The organism is Hyunsoonleella rubra (genome assembly GCF_042684665.1).
GTDB classification, from domain to species: Bacteria; Bacteroidota; Bacteroidia; order Flavobacteriales; family Flavobacteriaceae; genus Jejuia; species Jejuia rubra.
Map to the genome: position 1 here is coordinate 48796 of NZ_JBHULY010000002.1, position 22183 is coordinate 70978.

Below are 22183 nucleotides of genomic sequence, written 5' to 3' on the forward strand. Positions count from 1 at the left end.
CTAACATCTCTATTTGTAAGGGGCTGATACATTGTAATCAATGTCAATAATTTCAAGATTTAGCCAATTATAATCCCCCGCTTTAAGTTGCCATACAACACTACATTTGTTTGGGATTTTGTAGTTGTCAAAAGTTTTGTAATCTAAAATGTTTACAAGCCATTTTTCTTTTTTTGATTCCGGTGCTCCTCCATAAAAACGATCGGTTTCAAAAGAGACCAAATCGCCATTAGCATTAAATGTAAAAATTCCTGAAACACTTTTGTCTTCTACAGTTAAAATGGCTTTAGCCGAAGTATTGTCTATAGCTTCCCATGATATGAAGCTTCTTAGGGCTATTGATGGGAACCAACACATTTCGCTTAAAAAGCGTTGCATGGCGCCAGAATCAATCTTGGGGTTTTGGGCTTCACTTACTACGGGGATACTGCCTAAGAATTTGATAAGCATTTCTGCTTTTCCGTTTTTGAATTTATCCCTGCCGAGCGTGTAAATTATTGAATTGTTGTCAATTTTTGCTATCCAAATAAAAGCTGGATTATCGCAGTTAAAATATTGTACAGCAGTAAAAGGCATCCACTTACCACCAGGTTTAAGTTTTAATTGCCCCTTTTGTTTTAATCTTACCGTAGTTATATTGGTTTGACCTATCACCCCTGAATTTCTCATCCATTTTTGGATGACTTTTGGTAAATGCAGTATATCCTTTTCTAAAATTTCAGAAGAATTATCAGGCACTACATTATTGATTAGTGTAGCCGATTCCTCTTTAACCATTTTATTGAACTTGTGACTCCCGCAAGCAGAGATACTAACTAGCAGAATTATGATGTTTGCTATAGTGCCAAATTTTGCATCATTCCAAGCCATTATAATCAGGATTTGTGAAATGCCAACAGCTATAAAGGCTAAGGGGAACCACTTTTTGTTGGTTAAGAATAGTGGGGCAACGGCCATAAACAATATAAAAGTTATAAGCCAAAGTGTTCCGATGGATTTTGAAATGCCCAAAACTTGCATCGGTGTTTTGGTTGAATAAAAAGCTGTTACAAAACCAATTAAATGAATTGCGCCATGAATGAATAGTAAGATTCCAAAAGCTAACCTCATGTGAGTTACAGTTAATCTAGAAATCCCTGCGTTTTCCTGTTATTCGAGATATTGTTATTCGATAAACAATTGGCAGTTTTCCGGATATTGCCTTGCTGGAAAAATCGCTTATTAGATCAGGGTATTTATTCTCTTTTTTAAATATTATTTTTTTTACACCGCTTGCAAACTTGTGCAGTTGCTGTTTGGCGTACGCACCATTTAGTTCCTCAAACTTGCCATGTACTAATACAGATTGCCAATTGTTTACCGTTTTTAATTGAACAACATTGATTGAAACAGAATTGTTAACCCGCATAGCCTGAATTTTATGGCCTTCGGTCGAATAGCTTAAAATGCACTCTTTATCCTCATCGTAATAATAAGTAATAGGCAGAACGTAAGGTTCGTTTTCCCATATAAAGGAAAGATAACCTATGTAATTATTATTTAAAAGGTGAATGGCTTCGTATTTTTTTAAATCTTTCATCTTTATGATTATTAAAATTTGTTTTAACCAATGCATTCCCAAACCAGCCCATCGGAAATGCTTTGTCTGTAGGTGATTAAACCGGGTAAATTCAACCGACCAAAGTTTACATGTGTGATAAATACATATTTCGACTTTTAAAATCAGTTTTTACTGAAAATCCCCAAACTCATTAACTTTAACTTTAATCCGTTTATCCCCATTTTCTAGGGTGAGCTTATAAAGTTTTTTTAAGTTGCCCGAACTGTGATAATTAACTACATACGCATTTTTTGATATGGCCCAATTGGGGAATCTTTTTGAAATGGATTTTAAAACCGATGCAGGTAAATTGATATTTTTGTAGCGTTCTATTGTTCTAAGTAAGTTGCTATCCTTATCATAGGAAGCCAATATTTTTCCCTCAGGAATAATAAAATTAACTTCGTAAAAGTCATATTCATCAGTATAGATATCCAATTCTTTTACATCAAAATCACTAACTTTTATGTGAAGCTCTTCTACGGGCACAGCTACTTCCTCAGAATTTACTTCACTTAAATATTTATAGTTGTGAACAATATAAACTGCTGGAAAGGCTTCGGGGTTTTGGGCATAAATTTGGGTAGTTAATCCCAGTACAAATAAACTAAGCATTAATTTTTTCATGATTACAACGTTTTGAGTTAATATGGAATAAAGCTATAAACATAAAGTTGTGTAGGCAATGATGCCCATCAGTTATAGAACTTAATTTAAATGTGTTTTGAGTGTTTTTTCTTTACAATATTTAAAGTACTTTTCTAATGATATTTCTAAAACGGGTGTTGCTTATGTAATGGTCTTCAAGTAGTTTCCCATTGTATAAAAGATTGAATCCCCCGTATCCTGAAGGGGCGTTTTTTGCTTCTTGTGCCGTGTTTATTTTAGTAATTTTTAAATCAATGCCATGATCCATAGCTACATTCAGTAAGGCTTCTACGGATTTTTCATGCCAAGGACATTGATCTGCATAAAGCAAGTGCCATCCCATATAGTTTTGTTGCTTAGTTGTCCAGTCAATTAGTGATGGGTCAGGTGCTTGTGCGTTCCATTTTTTGGACATCAGTTCAAAACGCCCCCGCGCATCAACCTGATTAAAACCATGTTTTTCAAAAAGACGTTTGTCCGCCATCCATGACCCTTTACTGGTCATAACGCATAGGCCATCCATGTGTTTGGACATAGCATCGTTCTCTGCTTCTTTAAGCATCATTGCCCCGAGTCCTAAATTTCTATGCTTTTTAGCATAAATGTACATGCAATGGATGAACATAAAATTATCTGCCTCAACGGGTCTCCAAGCATTCGAGGCCGGAATGTATTCTATAAAACCTAGCATCTTATCATTTGCATCTTTTAGAATTTTAAGCTTAAGGCCTTCCTTATAACGTTTTTCAAACCATTTTTGCTTACTCTTTGCCTCAGGCTTTTTCATGTCCTTAATACAAAACAAGGTTTCTTTTTCTACATTATTAGGTGTAACTTCTATAATTTTTGCTGGTATCATGTTATTGAATTATTTCTGTATCACATTCATTATTTTTAGCTGTAAAGTGTTGGGCTTTCAGTAACCCAATCTTTTATGGTTGTCAACTATAAATCCTCATAAAAACGAAGTCTGTTATGCAGGTTCGTTATTTCTTGTTTTAATGATTCCACCTGTTTTAACAGGTTAGAAATGGCATCAATGCCTTCTAAATTGATGTCCAGATCGTAATGTAGGCGCATCATTTTTTCAACGTCTTTTATTTGGGTCGTGCGGATATAAAAATCGTTTTTTTCAATGATGATTTCTATAAGCTGAAATTCTTGCAACGTATTTATAAAGGAAACGGGGACATTATAGCGTTTACAAAGTAATTGTACAGGTATTAAATCTTGTGAATCCATTATCAACGTAGTTTTTGTAACTCTTTTATTAATGTTTTTTCCCTATCAGATAGTTTTGTGGGTATTTTTATTTGATAGGTGATGTATAAATCTCCAAATTCCCCTTCCTTCTTGTATTTAGGAAAGCCTTTGCCCTTAAGTTTTACCTTAGTACCATTTTGGGTTTCTGGTTTTATGTTCAATTTTACTTTTCCGTTGAAGGTATCGACCATTAGCGTTCCGCCGAGTAAGGCTTTGTACAGATCCAACTCTACAGTAACATGAAGATTGTTTTTATCTCTCCTGAATTTTGAATGGTTAACGATTGAAAACTGAATGTACAAATCGCCATTCGGCCCATCATTGACACCTTTGCCACCATGGCCTTTTATTTTGATAATTTGACCATTTTCTACACCTGCCGGAATAGTAATTCTGATGTTTTTATTATTGACCATTAAGGTGTGTTTATGGGTGGTATAGACATCTTTTAAATTAAGTTGTAGCTCCGCATTAAAATCCTGCCCCCTAAATTTTACTTGCCTTCCACGACCGCGCGAAGATGCACCGCCGAACATGTTTGAAAAGAAATCTGAAAAATCTTCCTCAGAATATCCTCCTGTTCCACCTTGATAACTGCCTTGATATTGCTGTTGTTGTTGTTGTTTTGCTTTTTCATATTCTTCAGCGTGTTGCCAATGCTCGCCATATTGGTCGTATTTTTTACGGTTTTCAGGATTACTTAAAACTTCATTAGCCTCATTAATTTCTTTGAATTTCTTTTCGGCTACTTTATCATTGGGGTTTAAGTCTGGATGGTATTTGCGCGCCAATTTCCTGTAGGCCTTTTTTATGTCGGCCTCGGTGGCCGTTTTAGGAACACCTAATATTTTGTAGTAATCTATAAATGCCATCTTAACTTTTACACTATTAATTAAACATCTAAACCTGCTTGGATTTGCGTTTTCCAATCACATCCTTAATCATTCTAAAAACTTCATTTCAAACAAATAAAATTCTAAATCGCTTTTCCAGTTTTCTGTTGACAGATAAAGTCCTTCCCGATTAATCTTTTGAATGTAGTCTCATTTAGCCTGCTTCTAAAATTATCCATCCGTATGGTTTCAAGATTGATGGTTAAAATTAATTTTAAAAATGCTTGCTTGAAATGATGAATATCAGTCTAAAAAAAATGCTCTAAAATGAAGAATAGGGGCTATTTTGTATTTAGGCGAATAGGTATAAGAGTAATTTTAAATCAAACAAGAATTCTACCATCGCCCATTTGTATAATTCTATCTGTTTTTTTGGCAAAATCTTCATCGTGAGTTACCACTAAAAGTGACAACCCTTGCTCGTCGCTTAGCTGTTTAAAGATATTGAAAACGTTTTCAGCATTGTAACTATCTAGGTTTCCGGTAGGTTCGTCTCCCATAATAATTGACGGGTTGTTTATTAATGCGCGGGCAATGGCAATACGCTGTTTTTCACCACCTGAAACTCTTGATGCGCGCTTTTTAGCTAAGTGCTCTATGTTTAGCATTTTTAATTTTTCAATGGCATTATGCTCAATTTCCTGATGTGATTTTTCGGCAAGCTTTTTTGCCGGAAGCATCACATTTTCCAATACCGAAAACTCAGAGAGCAAATAGTGAAACTGAAACACAAAACCAATATGTTTATTTCGGATATAAGAAAGGTGGTCTCTACTTTGTCCTGTAATTAATTGATTGTTCAAAAAAAGCTCGCCTTCATAATCTGTGTCCATCGTTGAGAGGATATAGAGCAAGGTCGATTTTCCGCAACCCGATTTCCCCATGATAGATGCAAACTCACCTTTGTTGACTTGAAAATTGATGTCCTTTAAAACATGAAACAATACAGGTTTCTTAAAGTATTTGTTGATATGTTTTGCTTCTAATACTGCGCTCATGTTATTGGCCTCTAATGATTCTTACCGGGTCTATTTTCTTTGCTTTTTTTGATGGAAGATACCCTGCCAAAAAAGTTGAAAGCATTGCAAAAGAAAATCCTATAACAAAAAACAACGGATTTATATTTACCGGATAGGTTTCTACCGTTGGCAACGCTTCGGTTTGAAACGGAATCGTACTAATTAAGTTTGCCAAACCCAACCCAATAAGGAGACCTAAAACACCGCCCACAAAACCAATAATCATCGCTTGACTCATAAAAATCAGTTGTACGTCTTTACCAGAAAACCCTGTAGCTTTTAAAATGGCTATGTCGTTCATTTTTTCATAAATCAGCATGTTTAAAATGTTGTAAATGCCAAATCCGGCAACGATAAGAAGCGTTATGGAAACCGCATAGGTTATAAGGTTTCTTATGGTTGTTCCCGTTTCAAATTGGGCATTGGCTGTTTTAATATCGATTGCCTTTAATTTAAATTGTTGTTCTATTGTTTTTGATAACGGCATGGCTCGTTCAATATCATATAACTTCACATTAATATCTGTAATATAATTTTTAGCTTCACCTAAAATACGCTGTACCGTTTTTAGGTTTGTGAAGCTTTGAATAGCGTCTAAATCTGCAATACCGCTTTGATAGAAACCAACTATTTTTAATGGAAAAATGCCCCCGTTAATAGGGCTCACTTGCACACGGTCGCCTACTTTTAAAGACATTTTTTTTGCAATACCAATACCCAGCAAAATGCCATTATCGGTATTATGTAAGGCTTCGGCAGAACCTTCAACAATATAATCGCCCATATTGAATAAGCGTGCTTCATCAATGGGGTTGATACCTGTTAGGTTTCCTCCCAATTCAATTGAACCTGCAATGTAAAATATTTGGGTTTTTACCTGAGGAAGTGCGCCACGAACATCCTCGCTTTCTTCCAAATATTTGATAATGGGCAACGCATTATGAATTTTTTTCTGACTCAGTTTTGGCTTGATGGAATGTACCACATTAAAGGTTTCTTTTACATCGTTATATAAAGAAATTGGCTGTTTTTTTGAAGGCTCAATCTCATTGTAAATATGGACATGTGGCGTTTGGTTGAGAATTAAATCGTCCAGCATACCATTTAAACCAGTCATAAAACACACCAAAGTAATGTATGCCCCAATGCCAAAAGTAACCCCTAAGGCCGCGGTTGCTGTTTGCTTAATCTTAGTGAGCAAATGCGTTTTTGCAATGTTTAATATGACTTTCCAGCTTGTCATTATTCTGGATTGTAAAGGTAAGTGTCTTTGGTTATCCCAGATACGACTTCAATGTATTCCAAGTTTTGCAAGCCCGTTTCAACTTGCACTAACCCATCATCTGTTTTTACTTTATTATCATCAATTAAATAGGACTTTGGGATGGTGAGCACCTTTTCCTTTTTTGCTATAATGATGTTAGCTTCTCCTGAAAGTCCTGGATATAAAACTTTTGGCGGATTTTCAAAAAGGGCTTCTACCTTAAAGGTTTGGTTGCGCTCATCTTTTTTAGGGTATATTTTTGAAACATTACCTTTAAAAGTATTGCCGTTATAGGCATCCAAAGTTATAATGACATCCTGCTGTTTCGAAATCCGAACAATATCTACCTCATCAACTAACATGTCAATTACAAATTTGGATGCGCTTCCAATGGATGCCAAAGGCTCCATAGTATTTACGATTTCCCCCGGTTCTTTATAAAGCGCATAAACTTTACCGTTTATTTTACTCTTTACCACAAAATCCTTGGATGCGATCAATGCTGTTTCATAGTTGTTTTTAGCCTGTTTCACATTAGTTTCTAGTTCGTTTTTTGTCCGGTTGTATTTACTTTTCAGGAGACGTAAACTGTTTGAGGAAAGCTGATAATTTAATTGCTTCGTATCATATTGAACTTTAGACCCTATTTGTTGTTCCCAAAGATTTTTCTGCCTGAAATAATTAATAGAATCATTTTTATATTTTAAGGTAGCAGCGACTATTTCATCCTTAATTCCATCTAGAATCGCGGCGCTTCCATTATAGTTTTCTTTGGCTAAATCTAAGGCCAACTTCGCATTACGTGCATTTAACTTTGGGGCATTATTTAAGATATGAATTAGTCTTTCATCCTTTTTAACAAGGTCGTCTTCCTCTACCAAATTTTCATCTAAAATCCCTGCAACAATGGCGTAAACTTGGTATAAACTATCTGGTTGAATGGTAACCGAAGAATATACAGATTCGGTAAGATTTCTTTCCAAAGGAAGTATTTTACCTTTTTCTCCAGAACAAGAACACAGCATAAAAAAACATGTAAAAAAATAAATTAGCTTCATAATCAAAAAGGTTGTTATAGTGTGTTCAAAGCAATTTCTATCATGGTACTAAAACTGCTTTCGCGCTCTTCGGCAGTTGTTTTTTCTTTGGTTACCAAAGAATCTGACACGGTTAAAATAGACAATGCGCGAACATTGAATTTGGCTGCAATGGTATAAAGTCCAGCTGTTTCCATTTCAACACATAGCACCCCAAATTCAGCCCATTTTTTATAGGACTCAACATCATCTTCATAAAATTCATCGGCTGACAATACATTTCCGGCTTTAATCGGAATGTTGTGTTCTCTGGCATATAAAGCCGCTTTCATAAACAATTCAAAATTTGCTGTCGGCGAATAATCTGCATTGATAAACCGGGAATTATTGATGCCAGAAGTTGATGATGCGGCCATGGCAATGACGATATCACGTATGTTTATGTTTTTTTGGTAGGAGCCGGTAGAGCCGACACGAATTAGGTTTTTAACACCATACTCGTTTATAAGCTCATGGCAATATATAAGAGCAGAGGGTATGCCCATTCCCGTGCCTTGTACAGAAACCCGTTTACCCTTGTAAAATCCAGTAAAACCAAGCATGCCCCTCACATCGTTAAAACATTCATAGTTTTCAAAAAAAGACTCAGCTATCCATTTGGCACGCATGGGATCTCCAGGTAACAAAACGGTTTCGGCAATGTCTCCTTGTTTAGCTTCTATATGGGTACTCATTGTTTGGAGTTTATAATGTTAATAATATCATTTTTCTGAAGGACTCCAGATTGCCGCCAAACTTGTTTGCCGTTTTTAAAAAGTATCATGGTAGGCACACCTCTAACTTGATATTTTGCCGCTAAAGGTTGGTTTTTGTCAACATCAATTTTTATGATTTTTACGGTATCTTTCAGCTCCTTTTTTACTTCTTTTAAAATGGGTGCCAACATTTTACATGGGCCGCACCAATCAGCATAAAAATCGACCAATACAGGCTGGTCGGAAGTTATTATAGTATTAAAATTATTCTTCATATAGGCATCTATTTTTTTAACTCTATATTAAGTTTTGCGAGCATAATCAATTCAGATTTGTTTAGGCCAGCAAAGGCATGTGCTATGGCGCTAGCAGTTTTCATAATAAGCTTTTTAATGGCTTTGGTAAATAAATGCGGTTGTTCATTTTTATAATTTATAAACGCATCATAACAGGCCTTGGCATTTAATTTTTCTTCATTATTTAACCAATCAAAAACAATTTCAATTTGGTAGGCGGCTTCGGTATTGTAATCATCTTCAATAATATCAACATCCAACCACCGCTCTTTTACCATGGTTTTTAATTTATCCCATTCGGTATCGCGCACTTGCTTATCCGCAGCAGCTATGGCGTAAAACAATTTACCAAGGTTTTGGTAAAACTTAAGCGTTAATTTCTTTTTAGTTTTCATTTTAATAAAGTTACATACTTATTGGTTTAACATATATGATATAAATCAGTCTTATTTATGACTAATTTTTCGTACTTTTATACACGCTTCAAAAACATATTATCTATGTTTAAACAGGACCAAGAAATATTCAATATTCTTCTAGAAAATGTTTCTGAAGGTGTGATTATAGTTGATAATCATCAAAAGATAATGGAAGTTAATGCCTCTGCCGAGTGTATTTTTGAATATACAAAAGCGGAGCTAATGGATAGGGGTTTAAACCTGCTTATCCCATCAAGTTACTACGAGAGCCTTTCGGCCTATTTTGAAAAATTTGTAAAAAGAGGCAAACGCCGAAAAATAGGAGGAGCAGTTGATATTTATGGTTTGAAAAAAGACGGCACCATTTTCCCTGTTGAGGTGGAGTTAAATCCCTTTTCCATTTACAACAAAACCTATGTTATGGCTTTGATTAAGGATGTTTCAAAGAAAAAGGCGATTGAAAAGGACTTAATGCTTCGTACCAGGGCACTACAATCTGCAAGAAATGGAATTATTATTGCGGATGCCTTAAAATATGACAACCCCGTCATCTATTTTAATACCGCGTTTCAAGAACTTACAGGCTATTCCGATAAGGAAATACTCAATCATAACTGTCGGTTTTTACAAGGCAAAGACAGAGCCCAAGAACCGCTAAAAAGACTAAGAAACGCCATTAAAAATGGGGAGAGCTGTCAAGCAACATTGCGCAACTACAAGAAAGATGGCACCATGTTTTGGAACGACCTATACATGTTTCCGATTACCGACTCTAACGGTACAGTTACAAATTTTATCGGCATACAAAATGATGTAACACGGCGAAAAAAAGCGGAAGAGGAACACCATCATCTAGCTACTATTTTTAACGAATCTTTAAACGAAATATATGTGTTTGATGCCAAAACACTAAAATTTGTAAATGCAAACTATGGCGCACAAAAGAATATTGGCTATAGCCTTGAGGAATTAAAAGAGATGACGCCCCTAGATATAAAACCAGATTTGCAAAAGGTTGCGTTTAAAAAAACCATTGATGTTTTATTAAAAAAGAATGTTGAAAAGGTTGAATTTGAAACTGTTCATATACGAAAAGACGGCACAAAATACCCTGTGGAAGTGCATTTGCAATTATCTAATTTGAATGAAAACAATGTTTTTGTAGCCATTATTTTGGATATTACAGAACGAAAAAATTATACCACAAGATTGGAAAACACCGTTGCAGAAAGAACCCAACAACTTAAGATTGCCCTGAGTAAAGAAAAAGAACTCAACGAATTAAAAACAAAATTTTTATCCTTAGTCTCCCATGAGTTCAAAACGCCTTTAAGCGGTATTTTAACATCTAGCCAATTATTGAGCAAATACCAATTAGCAGAGCATCAAGACAAACGCGATAAGCACATAAAAACGATAATGGATAAAGTTCATTTTTTAAATAATATTCTAAACGACTTTTTATCAGTTGAAAAATTAGAATCAGGAAAAGTGAATTATAAGTTCAGCCATTTTAAACTAAATAAAGTGGTTAATGAGGTGGTATATAATGCCAATATGCTTTTAAAGGAAGGACAAAAAATAAAGTATCCTGAAGATATTGATGATTTGTCATTGTACCAAGACGAAAAAATCATTCAAGTCGTATTTTCAAATTTATTGCACAACGCCCTTAAGTATTCTCCGGAGGACACCGTGATAGATTTACATATAAAGCAAGACGATAAGTTTACTACCGTTATCGTAAAAGACGAGGGTGTTGGCATTCCTGAAAAAGACCAGAAAAGTATTTTTGAGCGATATTTTAGAGCAGAAAATGTGCTCAATACCCAAGGTACGGGCATTGGTTTAAATATAGCCAAAAGCCATTTAGAAAATCTAGGCGGGACTATCTGTTTTAAAAGTGAAGAAAATGTAGGTTCCACCTTTATAATAACATTTCCTAATACGGCTCAACAATGAAAACAGTTTTACTCATTGAGGACGATATTGTCCTAAGGGATAACACCGCAGAACTTTTAGAGCTATCAGGTTATAAGGTTTTAAAAGCTTCAAACGGAAAAACAGGTGTGGCCTTAGCTAAAAAACTGCGTCCAGATATCATTATTTGCGATATTATGATGCCCGAACTTGATGGCTACGGCGCATTGGAAAAGCTTTCCAAAAGTAAAATCACCAAGCATATTCCTTTTATTTTTTTATCTGCCAAAACAGAACATCAGGATGTTAGAAAAGGCATGAATTTAGGTGCAGACGATTATATAACAAAACCCTTTTCTGAAGGAGATCTTGTAAGTGCCATTGAAAGCCGTTTGGCCAAAATGGCCATTTTAAACGATTTAAAAAACAGTAAAAAAGGAGAAGTAATTCAAAGTATTAACGAGGAAGACGAAATAAAGACACTTAATGATTTAAAGAACTATTTTGATGATAATGGCGAGGAATTTACCTTTAAAAATGAAGATATTATTTATCGCGAAGGCGACCACTCCAATTACATTTATTTAATAGTCGAAGGCGCTGTAAAGTGTTATAAAATGAATGAGTTGGGGAAAGAACTCGTAACCTCTTTGCACAAAGAAGATGACTTGTTTGGATACAACTCCTTCACCCAAAACATACCCCATAAAGAAACGGCAAGGGCTATTGCTAACACTAAACTGGTTGGAGTTTCAATTGTAAAGTTTAAAAACCTACTAGACCATAACCACAAAGTGGCCATAGCGCTTATTGAGTTGCTGACCGATGATTTATATTCGGTAAAGGAAGAACTATTACAAATGGCATATAGTTCAGTACATAAAAAAACGGCCTCAACAATTTTAAAATTTGCCGAGAAAATGAATCGTAAACCTGACGATCCTATAAAAATTTCCCGAAGCGATTTAGCAAGTGTTGCGGGTATAGCTTCAGAAACACTTATTAGGACCCTAACAATATTTAAAAAAGAGGATATTATAAAAGCTGATGGCAGAAACATTAAAGTGATTGACATTGAAAAATTAAAAAATGTAAATTAGTTGGAACTATTCTGCTCAAAATGACCAATATCATTTCGTCTAAAACAGTAACGCAATACATTAGAAGAAGTAAAATGCTGTTAGATGAAAAATATATTACTTCCTACCGATTTTTCAGAAAATTCATGGAATGCCATTAAATATGCTGTTAACTTCTTTGAAAAAGAAGCGTGCAACTTTTACCTGCTACACGTTAACAAGCCTAGCGATATTGTTACAAACGAGGCTGAGTACATTGAAAGTCAGAACTCGATAGAGAATGTTTATGTTGAACCTGCAAGGCAGAAATTGCATAAAATTCGACAAAAAATTTCACAAAGATTTCCGGAGAACAAAGCCCATAAGTTTTATACGCTCACAGGCTATAATTTTTTCATCAAATCTATTAGAGAATGTGTCGAAGAAAAGAAAATAGATTGCATCGTTATAGGTACAAAAGGAGCATCTGGCCTAAAAAAAATTATTGTCGGCAGTAATACGGGCGATGTAATAACCAAAGTAAAATGCACCACTTTCGCGATTCCAGAAAGGGCCGAATTCCGTAACCTAAAAGAAATTGCATTTCCCACTGATTTTTCATTAACCTACGATATCCAAATATTGGATACGCTCAGGGAAATTTTAGAAAAGTGCCAAGCCACATTAAGGATTCTCCATATAAGAAAAAATAAAACAGATTTAAACACCGATCAATATGAAAACAAGGAATTGCTGGATTATTATTTCAATTCAATACCCCATAGTTTTCATTATTTAACCAATAAAAAGGTAGAGGATGCCGTACAATGTTTTGTAGAGAGCAGAAATATAAATATGATATGCATGGTTGCAAAAAACCTTAATTATTTTCAGCAGATTTTGTTTCATTCAAAGGTGGAGGAAATAAGTTATCATATAGAAGTGCCATTTTTAGTATTACACGAAAAACCGTAGTTGTTATGGATAGTTCAATTTTTTTAGCAAAGTTTTGGGGATGGTATCTCATCATTTTCTTTATAGTATTAACCTTTAACCCCAAACGTATCAAGCAAATCTTTAACGATTTACATGACGAGAAATTTTTGATTTTGGCATCATTTATGGCCATAATAATTGGGTTGCTTAATATTTCGTTTCATAATATCTGGGAAGCAAACTGGAAGCTCCTTATCACGCTAATTGGGTGGGCCTCTTTGTTTTTAGGGCTATCCTTGTTTGTTTTCCCAAAACGCACTGTAGCCGTATTAAAAATCGTCAACATAAAGTTGGTACAGCTTATCTACACCTTATTACTTCTTACGGGGCTATTCCTGCTAAATATAGTATATGGAATAGTACCATATAATTTTTCAAACTGATTGATATCATTTCCCATTAAGACGTATGGATGTAAATTGACAATGTGCAATACATTACATAATTATAAGTCAAGATGAGATATAATACTGTCATTATTGGAGGCGGTTTGGCTGGATTAACCGCAGGGGCTACACTCTCAAAATTTGGAAAGAAAGTCCTTTTATTAGAACAGCATCACAAACCGGGAGGTTGTGCAACAACCTTTAAAAGAGGAGATTTTATAATAGAGGTAGGGCTTCATGAAATGAGTGGCCTGACGGAAAACGGCACCATAAAAAACCTTTTCAAAATGTTGGAGGTGGACAAACACGTTGAATTTCAGCGGGTACCAGAATTTTATGCAGTGGTTTCAGAAAAAGAGAATTTTGTATTGCCTCATGGTTATGAAACAGCCACCAAAGCTCTTATAGACAAATATCCAGAAGATGAAAAAGGCATCAAACGGTTTTTTAAATTGATTGCCGGCATAAGAGAGGAAACAACAAAATTGCCTCGTTCACCGTTGAAACGTAAGTTGATTTATCCACTGATGCCATTACTTTACCCCAACATTGTAGAGGCATCAAAGCATACGGTTGGGTCTTGGTTGGACAAGTACATCACCAATGAAAATGCTAAACTCGATATGGTTGCGCACATAGTATATTGGGGTGATGACCCTTACACCTTATCGATGTTTTACTTTGGCATGCCATTTTCGGGTTTTATTGAAAATGGTGGGTTCTTTATTAAAGGAGGTTCGCAACAGCTTTCAAGTTATCTCGCAAGTTATATTGAAAAGAATGGGGGCAGTGTATTATTAGGAAAAAAAAGCTGAGAAAATCTTAACTAAGAAAAATAAAGTTACCGGAGTAACGTTCCGCGATTGCTTTAAGAAAAACTCAGTATCGGCGACTGTTACTTGTGATAATGTAGTGGCCAATTGTGCCATTCCGTTGGTGCCCAACATGCTGGCTGAACCCCATGCTAGCTCCTTAAAACAAAAAATCAACACCCACACAAATTCCTGCTCATTACTTAACATTTATGTTGCTTTTAAAACCAATATCGAAGCCATTGGTGTTAAGCACTACTCAAATTATTTTCGGGGAGTTGATGTGAAATCCTTGAAGGACGTTCATCCGAATCACAAAGGCGATTGGGACAAACGAAGCTTCATTTTTGTAGATTACGGCAAGGTAGATGCCCAACTGGGACCGGCCAACAAATCTGTAGGTTCCATCTGTAGTGTTGATTATCTGAAAGACTGGGAAGACTTAACCAAAGAAGCCTACAAGGCAAAAAAGGAAGAGGTGGCTCAAACTCTATTTCAACGACTGGAAAACCGATTTCCTGGATTTATAGACAGTATTGAATACTACGAAGTTTCTACCCCTAAGACTATTAAGCGATATACCTCTAATCCTAATGGATCGGTTTATGGCTATGCGCAGACAAAACTACAATCTGCATCCAAACGGCTTCGAAATAATTTCTTGATCCCAAACCTTTATTTTGCGTCAGCATGGGCATTCCCCGGAGGCGGTTTTGAAGGCAGTATTATGGGAGGTTTTTTAACTGCTCTTCAAATGAAGAAAGACAAAATATGGTCAGAATGCGATAACCAAAAGTATGTAGATGAAAGAGTGGTTGAACTGTTGGATCACAACATGATCGATGATACAACAATCCAATTAGACTTTGAAAAACCTGTGGGTTATCATCCTAAAAATGGACAATACGCCATTTTCAAACTACTAGATCCAAAAGAGATAGAACTGGATTTGCCTTACAGATGGCTTCCTGTTGCTTCAGATGCCACAGAAGATAGTTTAAGGTTTCATATTAAAACAGATAAGAGTAGCTTTTCTAAGAGTTGCGAACTTTTGGATATTGGGGACAAAGCTCTGGTTTTAGTGCCTAAAAGCTAATAACATTTTTCAGATTAGTGATTAAAAAAGCATTCTATGAAGGGGGCAATTTTTTTCTCGGGCAAGTATGGCAGTACAGAACAATATGCTAACTGGATTGCTGAAGCCACTGGATTACCTGTGTTTGATATAAAAGATACTAATGCTGATCCCTCTGAATTTGAGTATTTATTAATAGGCAGTTCAATTATTTATTTTAAGCTCACTATCCGAAAGTGGATACGGGCAAATTTATCCAAACTGGAAGGCAGGCCTATGATTTTGTTCTCGGTTTCGGGTGCAGGGCCTAGCGAAAAGCTTAACAGATGGGTTGCCAATTCTCTTCCTTCCGGGGTAGCATCACACTTTGAGCATGTGGCGCTTCGTGGCAGGTTAGACCATTCCAAGGTAAGTTGGTGGGTACGACAGATGTTAAGGATTGGGGCCCTGTTTAACTCCGACCCAGAAGCCAGTAAGGATGAGCGTTATGGTTTTGATTATATGGACAAAGAAAGTATCGAACCTATAATCAAAATGATTCAAAAGTATCATACAACACAGGCAACAGCATAGTGATTGACACTCGAAACAATATGAGAAGCTTTATTTCAAAGATATCGACTAGTTCGGCTGCTATGATCGTTGGGATTGCATTTATAACCTCGGTTTTGTTCGTGGTATTGGTCGATGATTTCATTTTGGCAAATTTTGTGGTGCCCGGGGATATCGAAACCCTAGTTAGAGATATTAATGCCAATAAAAGACTGTTCATTTTTGCTGTTGTTGGTTATCTTGTGGTATTAGCGTTAGATTCCATTATTGGTTTCGCTCTTTACTTGGTTCTAAAACCAGCTAATAAAAGCCTCGCTTTGTACACTGCTGCTTTGAGGTTGCTATATGCAGGCTTATTGATAATCGGTTTGCCCGCTTTTGTTTTCCAAATTATCGATGTTTATGGGTATGAGTCCATAAAACTTATTGGATACATCTTTTTTGCGACACATATTTTTGTACTTGGTTATTCGGTTTTCAAGTCAGAATATATTCCGAAAAGCCTTGGCATACTTTTGATATTGGCCTCTTTTACTTATATAGTATTCTTTGTAGATGTATATCTTCCTGAATCACTTAAGGTAATTGTCATGTTATTAATGTTTGTTGCAGAGCTTACATTAAGTATCTGGCTAATTGTAAAACGAAAAGGACTACCTGAAAGTTAATTTGGGGAAATTGTAATTGGAGCTATTAGATAATGTCAATTAGCTATGGAAAGCAATTAGAGCAGAGGCTCGTTCCACAGGCATTGACGGGCATGCTTTGTCGGAAGTTGCGTGATACGGTCAGGGTTTAAACACTATTATAAGGTAAAAATCATCTCTTAAAGTTTAATTTTATAGATATGGACAAAAAACTAAAAATAGTTGCAATCTGCGGAAGCCCGCATAGAGGAAATACCTATAACATTCTCAGTATGCTTGAGCGAAGCCATCCTGAAGTTGATTTCAAGATTCTCATGCTCGCTGAGGTAGATCTCAAGGATTGCTTCGGTTGTTATTCATGTATCAATAATGGCGAAGAGAGTTGTCCACTTACAGACGATCGTGATATGATTATTAAAGAAATGAAAGATGCCGATGGTACCATATTTGCTTCACCCACATACGCCAGAACCATCAGTGCATTGATGAAAAAGTTTGTGGAGCGAACAAGCTTTATTGCCCATAGACCAATATTTTTTGGAAAATATGCTTTGGCCCTTGCCACCTGCGCAGGATTTGGTGCTGATCTGACATGCAAATATTTAACCGAAAACTTCGGTCAATGTGGATTTAAATTTATACCATCAGTGGAACTTAAGGTGGCAACAAAATCTCAAAATGAAACTGACCATAATCGTAGGAAAGCATTAAACGCATATAAAAAACTCATTAAGGCCATTAAAGCACATGAGAAGTTTGAACCTTCATTAGGCCAATTGGTGTATTTCAATATCTTCAAATCTATTTCAGAATTGAATAAACTAAAAGGATGGGCAGATTACGAGTTCTATAAAGAGAAGGGTGATTTCTATTTTGATGTTAAAATTCCTTATGTAAAGCATAAACTAGCAAAATGGATTGCAAGCAGAGAAATCAAGAAGTTGAAAACAAATAAATAATTATAATTATGGAGAAAGAATCAATTAGTAAACACGAAAAACCTGAGTATTTTCTGCTTCGACCGGAAGTCGAAAAGGCCTATGGGTACTCTCATGCGGTGAAAATTGGAAATAGTATTAAAATTTCAGGTGCCGTAAGTATGGATGATGAAGGGAATCCTACTGCTATTGGAGATTTGGGACAGCAATTGAAAAATTGTTACACTGATTTAGAAAAAGTATTACGCCATTATGGCTGTACCTTTGATGATGTAATTGTAGAAAATATTTTTACTACCAATATGGCATTGTTTTTGGAAAACTCGGGCTACCGAAATTCGATTTATACTAAACAGTTTCCAACCGGGACTTGGGTTGGTGTCAAAGAATTGGCAATACCAGAATTCCTGATAGAAATTGAATTAGAAGCATATAAACCAGAATAAAATCGGAGACATTCATCAACTTAACTGTTAATAATTGTATTTTCAAAACTGATGCATATCATTTCCTATAAAAAAATAGCCATTTAAATTAGCGTTATTATATCATACGTTCTTTTAAATACTTTTAAATTAAAAATCTAGGTATTGCCATTGCAAAATGATAATACCGAAACAAAGTGTTTGAAGCTATTATTTAGCACGAAAACCTCAATGTTGCCTTTAGAAATAAAGGGTATATTGTAGAAAACCGAAAGTTGAATAATGACATTAGATACTTTGATGAAACAGGAAGCTTAGGCTTCCTGTTTCTAAACTACACAGTGTTTTTCATTGCATAATGATAAATACTTTCTTAAAAATATTTGAAGCTATTGGTTAACTGAAGATTTAATACAGCTCTTTTAAGGGATATTAATGATTAGGAAAGGTCAATCAATAAAATTAAATATTTTTAAAAGGAAACGGGGAGTGTAAACTTCCTGTTTCCTGTTTTACAAAGTGGCTATTAATCAATTTGAATTTTAAATTGATATGGAAAAAGGGAATGTTTAAAAAAGCATTCCCTTTTTTTCGTTGATACTTCCCCCATACCATTGTAAGTTTTCTATTCTTTTAGTCTGATATATATCATTGTGGTCAAGAGGTTTAGTGTTTAATTTTAAAGCTAACACTTGTAGCTATGAGAAAAATATTGATTCCTACCGACTTTTCAGAGAATGCACAGAATGCCCTGGAGTATGCGGTAAACTTGTTTAAGTATGAGGTTAGTGAATTTTATATCATGCACGCCTACGACGAAGATGTGTTTTCAGATCAGGTCCTGTTAGCTATAGAAAAAGAGGAGGATGCTACCTTAACAGTTCATAAAAAGGCCGAAGACCAACTTCAGGAAATTAAAAACACGATCATTAGCACCTCCCCAAACCCTAGACACACTTTTTATACCATTTCAGCCAATAATTTGCTCTTAAATGAAACCGATAATATCGTAGATCAGCAGAATATTGACATTATAGTGATGGGCACCAAAGGCAAAACCAATAACACAAAACTTACCTTTGGAAGCAACACATTGCAGGTGCTAAAATATGTACAATGTCCAGTACTGGCCATACCAGAAGGCTACACATACTCACAGCCCAAACATATACTTTTTCCAACTAATTTTATGATTCCATACAAGAGGCGCGAGCTAAAGTTACTTTGCGAAATAGCGTATCCATATAGGGCTACAATAGATGTGCTCTATATTTCTAAAAGCAATATGCTTTCTCGAAGACAAAAAGAAAACAAAGATTTCATTAAGGATGAGTTGTGCAAAAATACAATCAACTTCATTATTGAAAATAACAAACATCTCATCAACTCCATCTTTAAATACATCAAAGAAAATGCTATTGATATGCTTGTCATGGTAAACACCGAGCACTCTTATATAGAAAATATCGTGTTTCAATCGCCATTGGACGAGTTGAGCCTAAACTTGGATATTCCATTTTTATCCTTACAGAATATAAAACGCAGTTAATTAAAAACCATACTCATGAAAAAAATACTTCTTCCGACCGATTTTTCTGAAAATTCTTGGAATGCTATAGCCTATGCCTCAAAACTTTTTAAAAACGAGGCCTGTAAATTTTACTTGTTAAACACTTATACACCAGCAGTTTATCATGTGGACTACGTGCTGGTTGAGCCAGCTCAATTTGGCATGTATGATGCCGTAAAGGAAAATTCGCTTGAACAGCTTAATGATTTTAAAAGCAGAATGGAGAGAGAATTTAAAAATCCAAAGCACACTATAGAAACTCTGGCTGTTTTTAATACACTGGTGACCGAGATAAAGGATGTGGTTAACAAAGAAGGAATTGATTATGTGGTTATGGGTACAAAAGGGGCTACTGGTGCAAAAGAAATATTATTTGGATCAAATACCGTACATGTTTTTAAAAATGTAAAATGTCCCATAATAGCAATACCCGATGGTTTTAGTTTTGAAAAACCACACGAGGTTTTGTTTCCTACGGACTACGATATTGCTTACGAAGACTACCATTTAAAGCCCATAGTTGATGTCGTTTCGTTATATAATACTAGGTTGAACATATTAAACGTCTCTTACGGCTACGATTTGTCCGAAACCCAAAAGGCCAATAAAAACATCTTAGAGGAGCGTTTTAAACATCAATCACATTTGTTTCATAGCGTGAGCAATCAAAATGTTCCGGACGCCATCACAAAGTTTCAGATAAAGACCAAAATCAACTTATTGATTATGATTAATAACAAGCACTCATTTTTTGAGAACCTGTTCTTTAAATCAACAATAAACCAAATAGGGTTTCATTTAAAGATTCCGTTTTTGGTAATTCCATCTCAAACCTAAAACTCCGGACTATGAAACGAAATATTCTAATTCCTACTGATTTTTCTGCCAATTCATGGGGTTCCATTGGCTATGCCCTAAAGCTTTTTAAGGATGAAGAATGCACATTTTACTTTCTGAATTCTGTCATGTTTAAAACATCAAAATTATCCAATCTTTCAAACAAACTATTAAAAACAATGAAGAACAATGCCCTCAATGAGCTATTGGAAATGAAGGATATTGTAGAACACAACAACGCCAATGCCAACCATGATTTTCAAATTATTTTAAGTACTGAAAGTTTGAAAGATGCCATTAAAACAGCCATTGTAGAATGGAATATCGGTTTGATAATTATGGGTACAAAAGGTGCTACTGGCGCAAAAGAAATTTTCTTTGGGAGTAATACCATTCATATTGTAAAAAGTATTAGGGATTGTCCTGTATTAATCGTGCCTGAGGATTACAATTTTGTTGTGCCAAAGCAAATTGCTTTTCCAACGGATTTTAACCGTTTTTATGAGAACAAAGAGTTGCAACCCATAAAAGAATTTGCAGATTTATATAATTCTAAAATTAGAATTGTACACGTTAACGAGGAGGAAGAGCTTAATGATATACAGGAGCATAATATAAAAATGCTACAAGACCATTTAAGTGATTATGAACACAGTTTGCACTGGATGCCTAAGTACGATAAAATAGCTGTTGAAATTCATGATTTTATTGAAGAATTGGAAATAGATATACTGGCAATGGTGAATTACAAGCACAGTTTTCTAGAAAAAATTATACATGAACCCATCATCAAAAAAATTGGGTTTCATCCTATTGTACCGTTTTTGGTCATACCTGAATGAGTTGATATATATCATTGTAGGCAAGAACTCTAAAAGATAAATTTATGTAATCTACTAAAACATAAGCCCTATGAAACGCAAAATATTATTACCAACAGATTTCTCTAAAAATGCGTGGCAAGCCATAACATTTGCATTGGAATTGTATAAGAAAGACCAATGCGATTTTTATATACTAAACGTGTTTTCTGGTACAAATAACCTTGTGGATTCTCTTATTAATATGGAACCCGGTAGTGAATTGTATGAAACTGCCAAATTAGAGTCTGAAAATGGGCTGGCCAAAATCTTAGATATGCTTGCACTTAGGGATTATAAAAACCCAAAGCACCATTTTAAAACTATTTCTATGTTTAACAGCGTTGTTGAGGCCATAAAAATCGTTGTTGAAAAAAAAGATATAGAGCTGATTGTTATGGGTACCAAAGGCAACACAGCCCCAAGAAAAAGAATATTTGGCACGATAGCCATTGATGTTATGGAAAAGGTGCGACACTGCCCCGTAATTGTAGTACCAAAAACCGCAAAACTAGAGTTGCCTAAAGAAATTGTTTTCCCTACGGGTTATAAAACCCCTTTAAAAAGAAGAGAGTTAAGTTACCTAGTAGATTTGGCTAAAAGAAGTGATGCTTCGGTTAAAGTTCTATATGTATCCAATAAGAAAAAACTTAACGATAAACAGCTTAACAACAAAAAACTTCTAGAGGAGTATTTTGAAGATATAAATTACACATTCCATATGCTTAGCCGCATGGATATACCTACGGCTATTAACTGTTTTGTTGAAAGTAGGGAAAGTGATATGGTCGCCTTCATAAATAAAAAGCATAGGTTTTTTGGGAGCATATTAACCCATCCTTTGGTAAAGGAAATTGGTTATAACACCAAAGTGCCAATTTTGGTAATGCACGATTTAAGAAACTAAGAATTA

26 protein-coding genes are annotated in these 22183 nt (G+C 35.2%); 14 read left to right on the forward strand and 12 right to left on the reverse strand.

Features of this window, described 5'->3' with window-relative positions:
• Positions 1 to 9: 9 nt before the first annotated feature.
• The 12 genes from ACFSR8_RS00390 to ACFSR8_RS00445 all read right to left on the reverse strand — a co-directional run bounded on the left by ACFSR8_RS00390 (position 10) and on the right by ACFSR8_RS00445 (position 9170).
• Positions 10 to 1110, reverse strand: a complete 1101-nt coding sequence (locus ACFSR8_RS00390; RefSeq protein WP_380287899.1) for a DUF6920 family protein — start codon at positions 1108 to 1110, stop codon at positions 10 to 12.
• A 16-nt stretch (positions 1111 to 1126) separates the two neighbouring features.
• Positions 1127 to 1579, reverse strand: coding sequence for a pyridoxamine 5'-phosphate oxidase family protein (locus ACFSR8_RS00395; protein ID WP_380287901.1), 453 nt, complete (start codon positions 1577 to 1579; stop codon positions 1127 to 1129).
• A gap of 150 nt (positions 1580 to 1729) precedes the next feature.
• On the reverse strand, positions 1730 to 2227 hold the full coding sequence (locus ACFSR8_RS00400; protein WP_380287903.1) for a nicotinate-nucleotide adenylyltransferase: 498 nt from the start codon (positions 2225 to 2227) through the stop codon (positions 1730 to 1732).
• Between the two features lie 121 nt (positions 2228 to 2348).
• Positions 2349 to 3107, reverse strand: coding sequence for a GNAT family N-acetyltransferase (locus ACFSR8_RS00405; RefSeq protein ID WP_380287905.1), 759 nt, complete (start codon positions 3105 to 3107; stop codon positions 2349 to 2351).
• 86 nt (positions 3108 to 3193) lie between these two features.
• A complete protein-coding gene (locus tag ACFSR8_RS00410; RefSeq protein WP_380287907.1) occupies positions 3194 to 3490 on the reverse strand; it encodes a chaperone modulator CbpM in 297 nt (98 codons plus the stop codon).
• A gap of 2 nt (positions 3491 to 3492) precedes the next feature.
• Complete coding sequence (locus ACFSR8_RS00415) at positions 3493 to 4383, reverse strand: DnaJ C-terminal domain-containing protein (protein ID WP_380287909.1); 891 nt, start codon at positions 4381 to 4383, stop codon at positions 3493 to 3495.
• A gap of 344 nt (positions 4384 to 4727) precedes the next feature.
• A complete protein-coding gene (locus ACFSR8_RS00420) occupies positions 4728 to 5402 on the reverse strand; it encodes an ABC transporter ATP-binding protein (RefSeq protein ID WP_380287911.1) in 675 nt (224 codons plus the stop codon).
• Position 5403: 1 nt separating this feature from the next.
• Positions 5404 to 6666 carry an ABC transporter permease gene (locus tag ACFSR8_RS00425; protein ID WP_380287913.1) on the reverse strand — a complete coding sequence of 421 codons (1263 nt, stop codon included), beginning with the start codon at positions 6664 to 6666 and terminating at the stop codon, positions 5404 to 5406.
• Complete coding sequence (locus ACFSR8_RS00430; protein ID WP_380287915.1) at positions 6666 to 7670, reverse strand: efflux RND transporter periplasmic adaptor subunit; 1005 nt, start codon at positions 7668 to 7670, stop codon at positions 6666 to 6668. The genes ACFSR8_RS00425 and ACFSR8_RS00430 overlap by 1 nt, the downstream gene beginning before the upstream one ends.
• An 89-nt stretch (positions 7671 to 7759) precedes the next feature.
• Positions 7760 to 8458, reverse strand: a complete 699-nt coding sequence (gene deoD / locus ACFSR8_RS00435; RefSeq protein ID WP_380287917.1) for a purine-nucleoside phosphorylase — start codon at positions 8456 to 8458, stop codon at positions 7760 to 7762.
• Positions 8455 to 8754, reverse strand: a complete 300-nt coding sequence (gene trxA / locus ACFSR8_RS00440) for a thioredoxin (protein ID WP_380287919.1) — start codon at positions 8752 to 8754, stop codon at positions 8455 to 8457. Before trxA ends, deoD begins: the two co-directional genes overlap by 4 nt.
• An 8-nt stretch (positions 8755 to 8762) precedes the next feature.
• On the reverse strand, positions 8763 to 9170 hold the full coding sequence (locus tag ACFSR8_RS00445) for a hypothetical protein (RefSeq protein WP_380287921.1): 408 nt from the start codon (positions 9168 to 9170) through the stop codon (positions 8763 to 8765).
• A gap of 105 nt (positions 9171 to 9275) precedes the next feature.
• On the opposite strand from ACFSR8_RS00445, the gene ACFSR8_RS00450 reads away from it, so the two are divergent.
• The 14 genes from ACFSR8_RS00450 to ACFSR8_RS00515 all read left to right on the forward strand — a co-directional run bounded on the left by ACFSR8_RS00450 (position 9276) and on the right by ACFSR8_RS00515 (position 22177).
• Positions 9276 to 11156: a PAS domain-containing sensor histidine kinase gene (locus ACFSR8_RS00450; RefSeq protein WP_380287923.1), complete on the forward strand. Its 1881-nt coding sequence runs from the start codon at positions 9276 to 9278 to the stop codon at positions 11154 to 11156.
• Complete coding sequence (locus tag ACFSR8_RS00455) at positions 11153 to 12214, forward strand: response regulator (RefSeq protein WP_380287925.1); 1062 nt, start codon at positions 11153 to 11155, stop codon at positions 12212 to 12214. Before ACFSR8_RS00450 ends, ACFSR8_RS00455 begins: the two co-directional genes overlap by 4 nt.
• 84 nt (positions 12215 to 12298) lie before the next feature.
• Positions 12299 to 13147, forward strand: coding sequence for a universal stress protein (locus tag ACFSR8_RS00460; RefSeq protein WP_380287926.1), 849 nt, complete (start codon positions 12299 to 12301; stop codon positions 13145 to 13147).
• Positions 13148 to 13152: 5 nt separating this feature from the next.
• Positions 13153 to 13551 carry a hypothetical protein gene (locus tag ACFSR8_RS00465; protein ID WP_380287928.1) on the forward strand — a complete coding sequence of 133 codons (399 nt, stop codon included), beginning with the start codon at positions 13153 to 13155 and terminating at the stop codon, positions 13549 to 13551.
• Positions 13552 to 13625: 74 nt separating this feature from the next.
• Positions 13626 to 14369, forward strand: coding sequence for a phytoene desaturase family protein (locus ACFSR8_RS00470; protein ID WP_380287929.1), 744 nt, complete (start codon positions 13626 to 13628; stop codon positions 14367 to 14369).
• Positions 14370 to 14466: 97 nt separating this feature from the next.
• The gene (locus ACFSR8_RS00475; RefSeq protein ID WP_380287931.1) at positions 14467 to 15462 is read left to right on the forward strand and encodes a phytoene desaturase family protein; all 996 of its coding nucleotides are present in this window, start codon (positions 14467 to 14469) and stop codon (positions 15460 to 15462) included.
• Positions 15463 to 15498: 36 nt separating this feature from the next.
• Positions 15499 to 16014 (forward strand): flavodoxin domain-containing protein, encoded by a 516-nt coding sequence (locus tag ACFSR8_RS00480; protein WP_380287933.1) that lies wholly within the window; start codon positions 15499 to 15501, stop codon positions 16012 to 16014.
• A 20-nt stretch (positions 16015 to 16034) separates the two neighbouring features.
• Positions 16035 to 16661 (forward strand): DUF4386 domain-containing protein, encoded by a 627-nt coding sequence (locus ACFSR8_RS00485; RefSeq protein ID WP_380287935.1) that lies wholly within the window; start codon positions 16035 to 16037, stop codon positions 16659 to 16661.
• A 179-nt stretch (positions 16662 to 16840) separates the two neighbouring features.
• Positions 16841 to 17599: a flavodoxin family protein gene (locus ACFSR8_RS00490; protein ID WP_380287937.1), complete on the forward strand. Its 759-nt coding sequence runs from the start codon at positions 16841 to 16843 to the stop codon at positions 17597 to 17599.
• Between the two features lie 8 nt (positions 17600 to 17607).
• Complete coding sequence (locus ACFSR8_RS00495) at positions 17608 to 18024, forward strand: RidA family protein (protein WP_380287939.1); 417 nt, start codon at positions 17608 to 17610, stop codon at positions 18022 to 18024.
• 679 nt (positions 18025 to 18703) lie between these two features.
• Complete coding sequence (locus tag ACFSR8_RS00500) at positions 18704 to 19552, forward strand: universal stress protein (protein ID WP_380287941.1); 849 nt, start codon at positions 18704 to 18706, stop codon at positions 19550 to 19552.
• Positions 19553 to 19567: 15 nt separating this feature from the next.
• Complete coding sequence (locus ACFSR8_RS00505) at positions 19568 to 20410, forward strand: universal stress protein (RefSeq protein WP_380287943.1); 843 nt, start codon at positions 19568 to 19570, stop codon at positions 20408 to 20410.
• 11 nt (positions 20411 to 20421) lie between these two features.
• On the forward strand, positions 20422 to 21252 hold the full coding sequence (locus ACFSR8_RS00510) for a universal stress protein (protein ID WP_380287945.1): 831 nt from the start codon (positions 20422 to 20424) through the stop codon (positions 21250 to 21252).
• Positions 21253 to 21322: 70 nt separating this feature from the next.
• Positions 21323 to 22177, forward strand: coding sequence for a universal stress protein (locus ACFSR8_RS00515; protein WP_380287947.1), 855 nt, complete (start codon positions 21323 to 21325; stop codon positions 22175 to 22177).
• The last annotated feature ends 6 nt before the right edge of the window (positions 22178 to 22183 follow it).

What these genes read in the sequence shown, in the direction of transcription:
- ACFSR8_RS00390 (WP_380287899.1), bottom strand. Translation starts at nt 1,110, where the DNA reads ATGAGGTTAGCTTTTGGAATCTTACTATTCATTCATGGCGCAATTCAT.
- ACFSR8_RS00395 (WP_380287901.1), bottom strand. Translation starts at nt 1,579, where the DNA reads ATGAAAGATTTAAAAAAATACGAAGCCATTCACCTTTTAAATAATAAT.
- ACFSR8_RS00400 (WP_380287903.1), bottom strand. Translation starts at nt 2,227, where the DNA reads ATGAAAAAATTAATGCTTAGTTTATTTGTACTGGGATTAACTACCCAA.
- ACFSR8_RS00405 (WP_380287905.1), bottom strand. Translation starts at nt 3,107, where the DNA reads ATGATACCAGCAAAAATTATAGAAGTTACACCTAATAATGTAGAAAAA.
- ACFSR8_RS00410 (WP_380287907.1), bottom strand. Translation starts at nt 3,490, where the DNA reads ATGGATTCACAAGATTTAATACCTGTACAATTACTTTGTAAACGCTAT.
- ACFSR8_RS00415 (WP_380287909.1), bottom strand. Translation starts at nt 4,383, where the DNA reads ATGGCATTTATAGATTACTACAAAATATTAGGTGTTCCTAAAACGGCC.
- ACFSR8_RS00420 (WP_380287911.1), bottom strand. Translation starts at nt 5,402, where the DNA reads ATGAGCGCAGTATTAGAAGCAAAACATATCAACAAATACTTTAAGAAA.
- ACFSR8_RS00425 (WP_380287913.1), bottom strand. Translation starts at nt 6,666, where the DNA reads ATGACAAGCTGGAAAGTCATATTAAACATTGCAAAAACGCATTTGCTC.
- deoD (WP_380287917.1), bottom strand. Translation starts at nt 8,458, where the DNA reads ATGAGTACCCATATAGAAGCTAAACAAGGAGACATTGCCGAAACCGTT.
- trxA (WP_380287919.1), bottom strand. Translation starts at nt 8,754, where the DNA reads ATGAAGAATAATTTTAATACTATAATAACTTCCGACCAGCCTGTATTG.
- ACFSR8_RS00445 (WP_380287921.1), bottom strand. Translation starts at nt 9,170, where the DNA reads ATGAAAACTAAAAAGAAATTAACGCTTAAGTTTTACCAAAACCTTGGT.
- ACFSR8_RS00450 (WP_380287923.1), top strand. Translation starts at nt 9,276, where the DNA reads ATGTTTAAACAGGACCAAGAAATATTCAATATTCTTCTAGAAAATGTT.
- ACFSR8_RS00455 (WP_380287925.1), top strand. Translation starts at nt 11,153, where the DNA reads ATGAAAACAGTTTTACTCATTGAGGACGATATTGTCCTAAGGGATAAC.
- ACFSR8_RS00460 (WP_380287926.1), top strand. Translation starts at nt 12,299, where the DNA reads ATGAAAAATATATTACTTCCTACCGATTTTTCAGAAAATTCATGGAAT.
- ACFSR8_RS00465 (WP_380287928.1), top strand. Translation starts at nt 13,153, where the DNA reads ATGGATAGTTCAATTTTTTTAGCAAAGTTTTGGGGATGGTATCTCATC.
- ACFSR8_RS00470 (WP_380287929.1), top strand. Translation starts at nt 13,626, where the DNA reads ATGAGATATAATACTGTCATTATTGGAGGCGGTTTGGCTGGATTAACC.
- ACFSR8_RS00480 (WP_380287933.1), top strand. Translation starts at nt 15,499, where the DNA reads ATGAAGGGGGCAATTTTTTTCTCGGGCAAGTATGGCAGTACAGAACAA.
- ACFSR8_RS00485 (WP_380287935.1), top strand. Translation starts at nt 16,035, where the DNA reads ATGAGAAGCTTTATTTCAAAGATATCGACTAGTTCGGCTGCTATGATC.
- ACFSR8_RS00490 (WP_380287937.1), top strand. Translation starts at nt 16,841, where the DNA reads ATGGACAAAAAACTAAAAATAGTTGCAATCTGCGGAAGCCCGCATAGA.
- ACFSR8_RS00495 (WP_380287939.1), top strand. Translation starts at nt 17,608, where the DNA reads ATGGAGAAAGAATCAATTAGTAAACACGAAAAACCTGAGTATTTTCTG.
- ACFSR8_RS00500 (WP_380287941.1), top strand. Translation starts at nt 18,704, where the DNA reads ATGAGAAAAATATTGATTCCTACCGACTTTTCAGAGAATGCACAGAAT.
- ACFSR8_RS00505 (WP_380287943.1), top strand. Translation starts at nt 19,568, where the DNA reads ATGAAAAAAATACTTCTTCCGACCGATTTTTCTGAAAATTCTTGGAAT.
- ACFSR8_RS00510 (WP_380287945.1), top strand. Translation starts at nt 20,422, where the DNA reads ATGAAACGAAATATTCTAATTCCTACTGATTTTTCTGCCAATTCATGG.
- ACFSR8_RS00515 (WP_380287947.1), top strand. Translation starts at nt 21,323, where the DNA reads ATGAAACGCAAAATATTATTACCAACAGATTTCTCTAAAAATGCGTGG.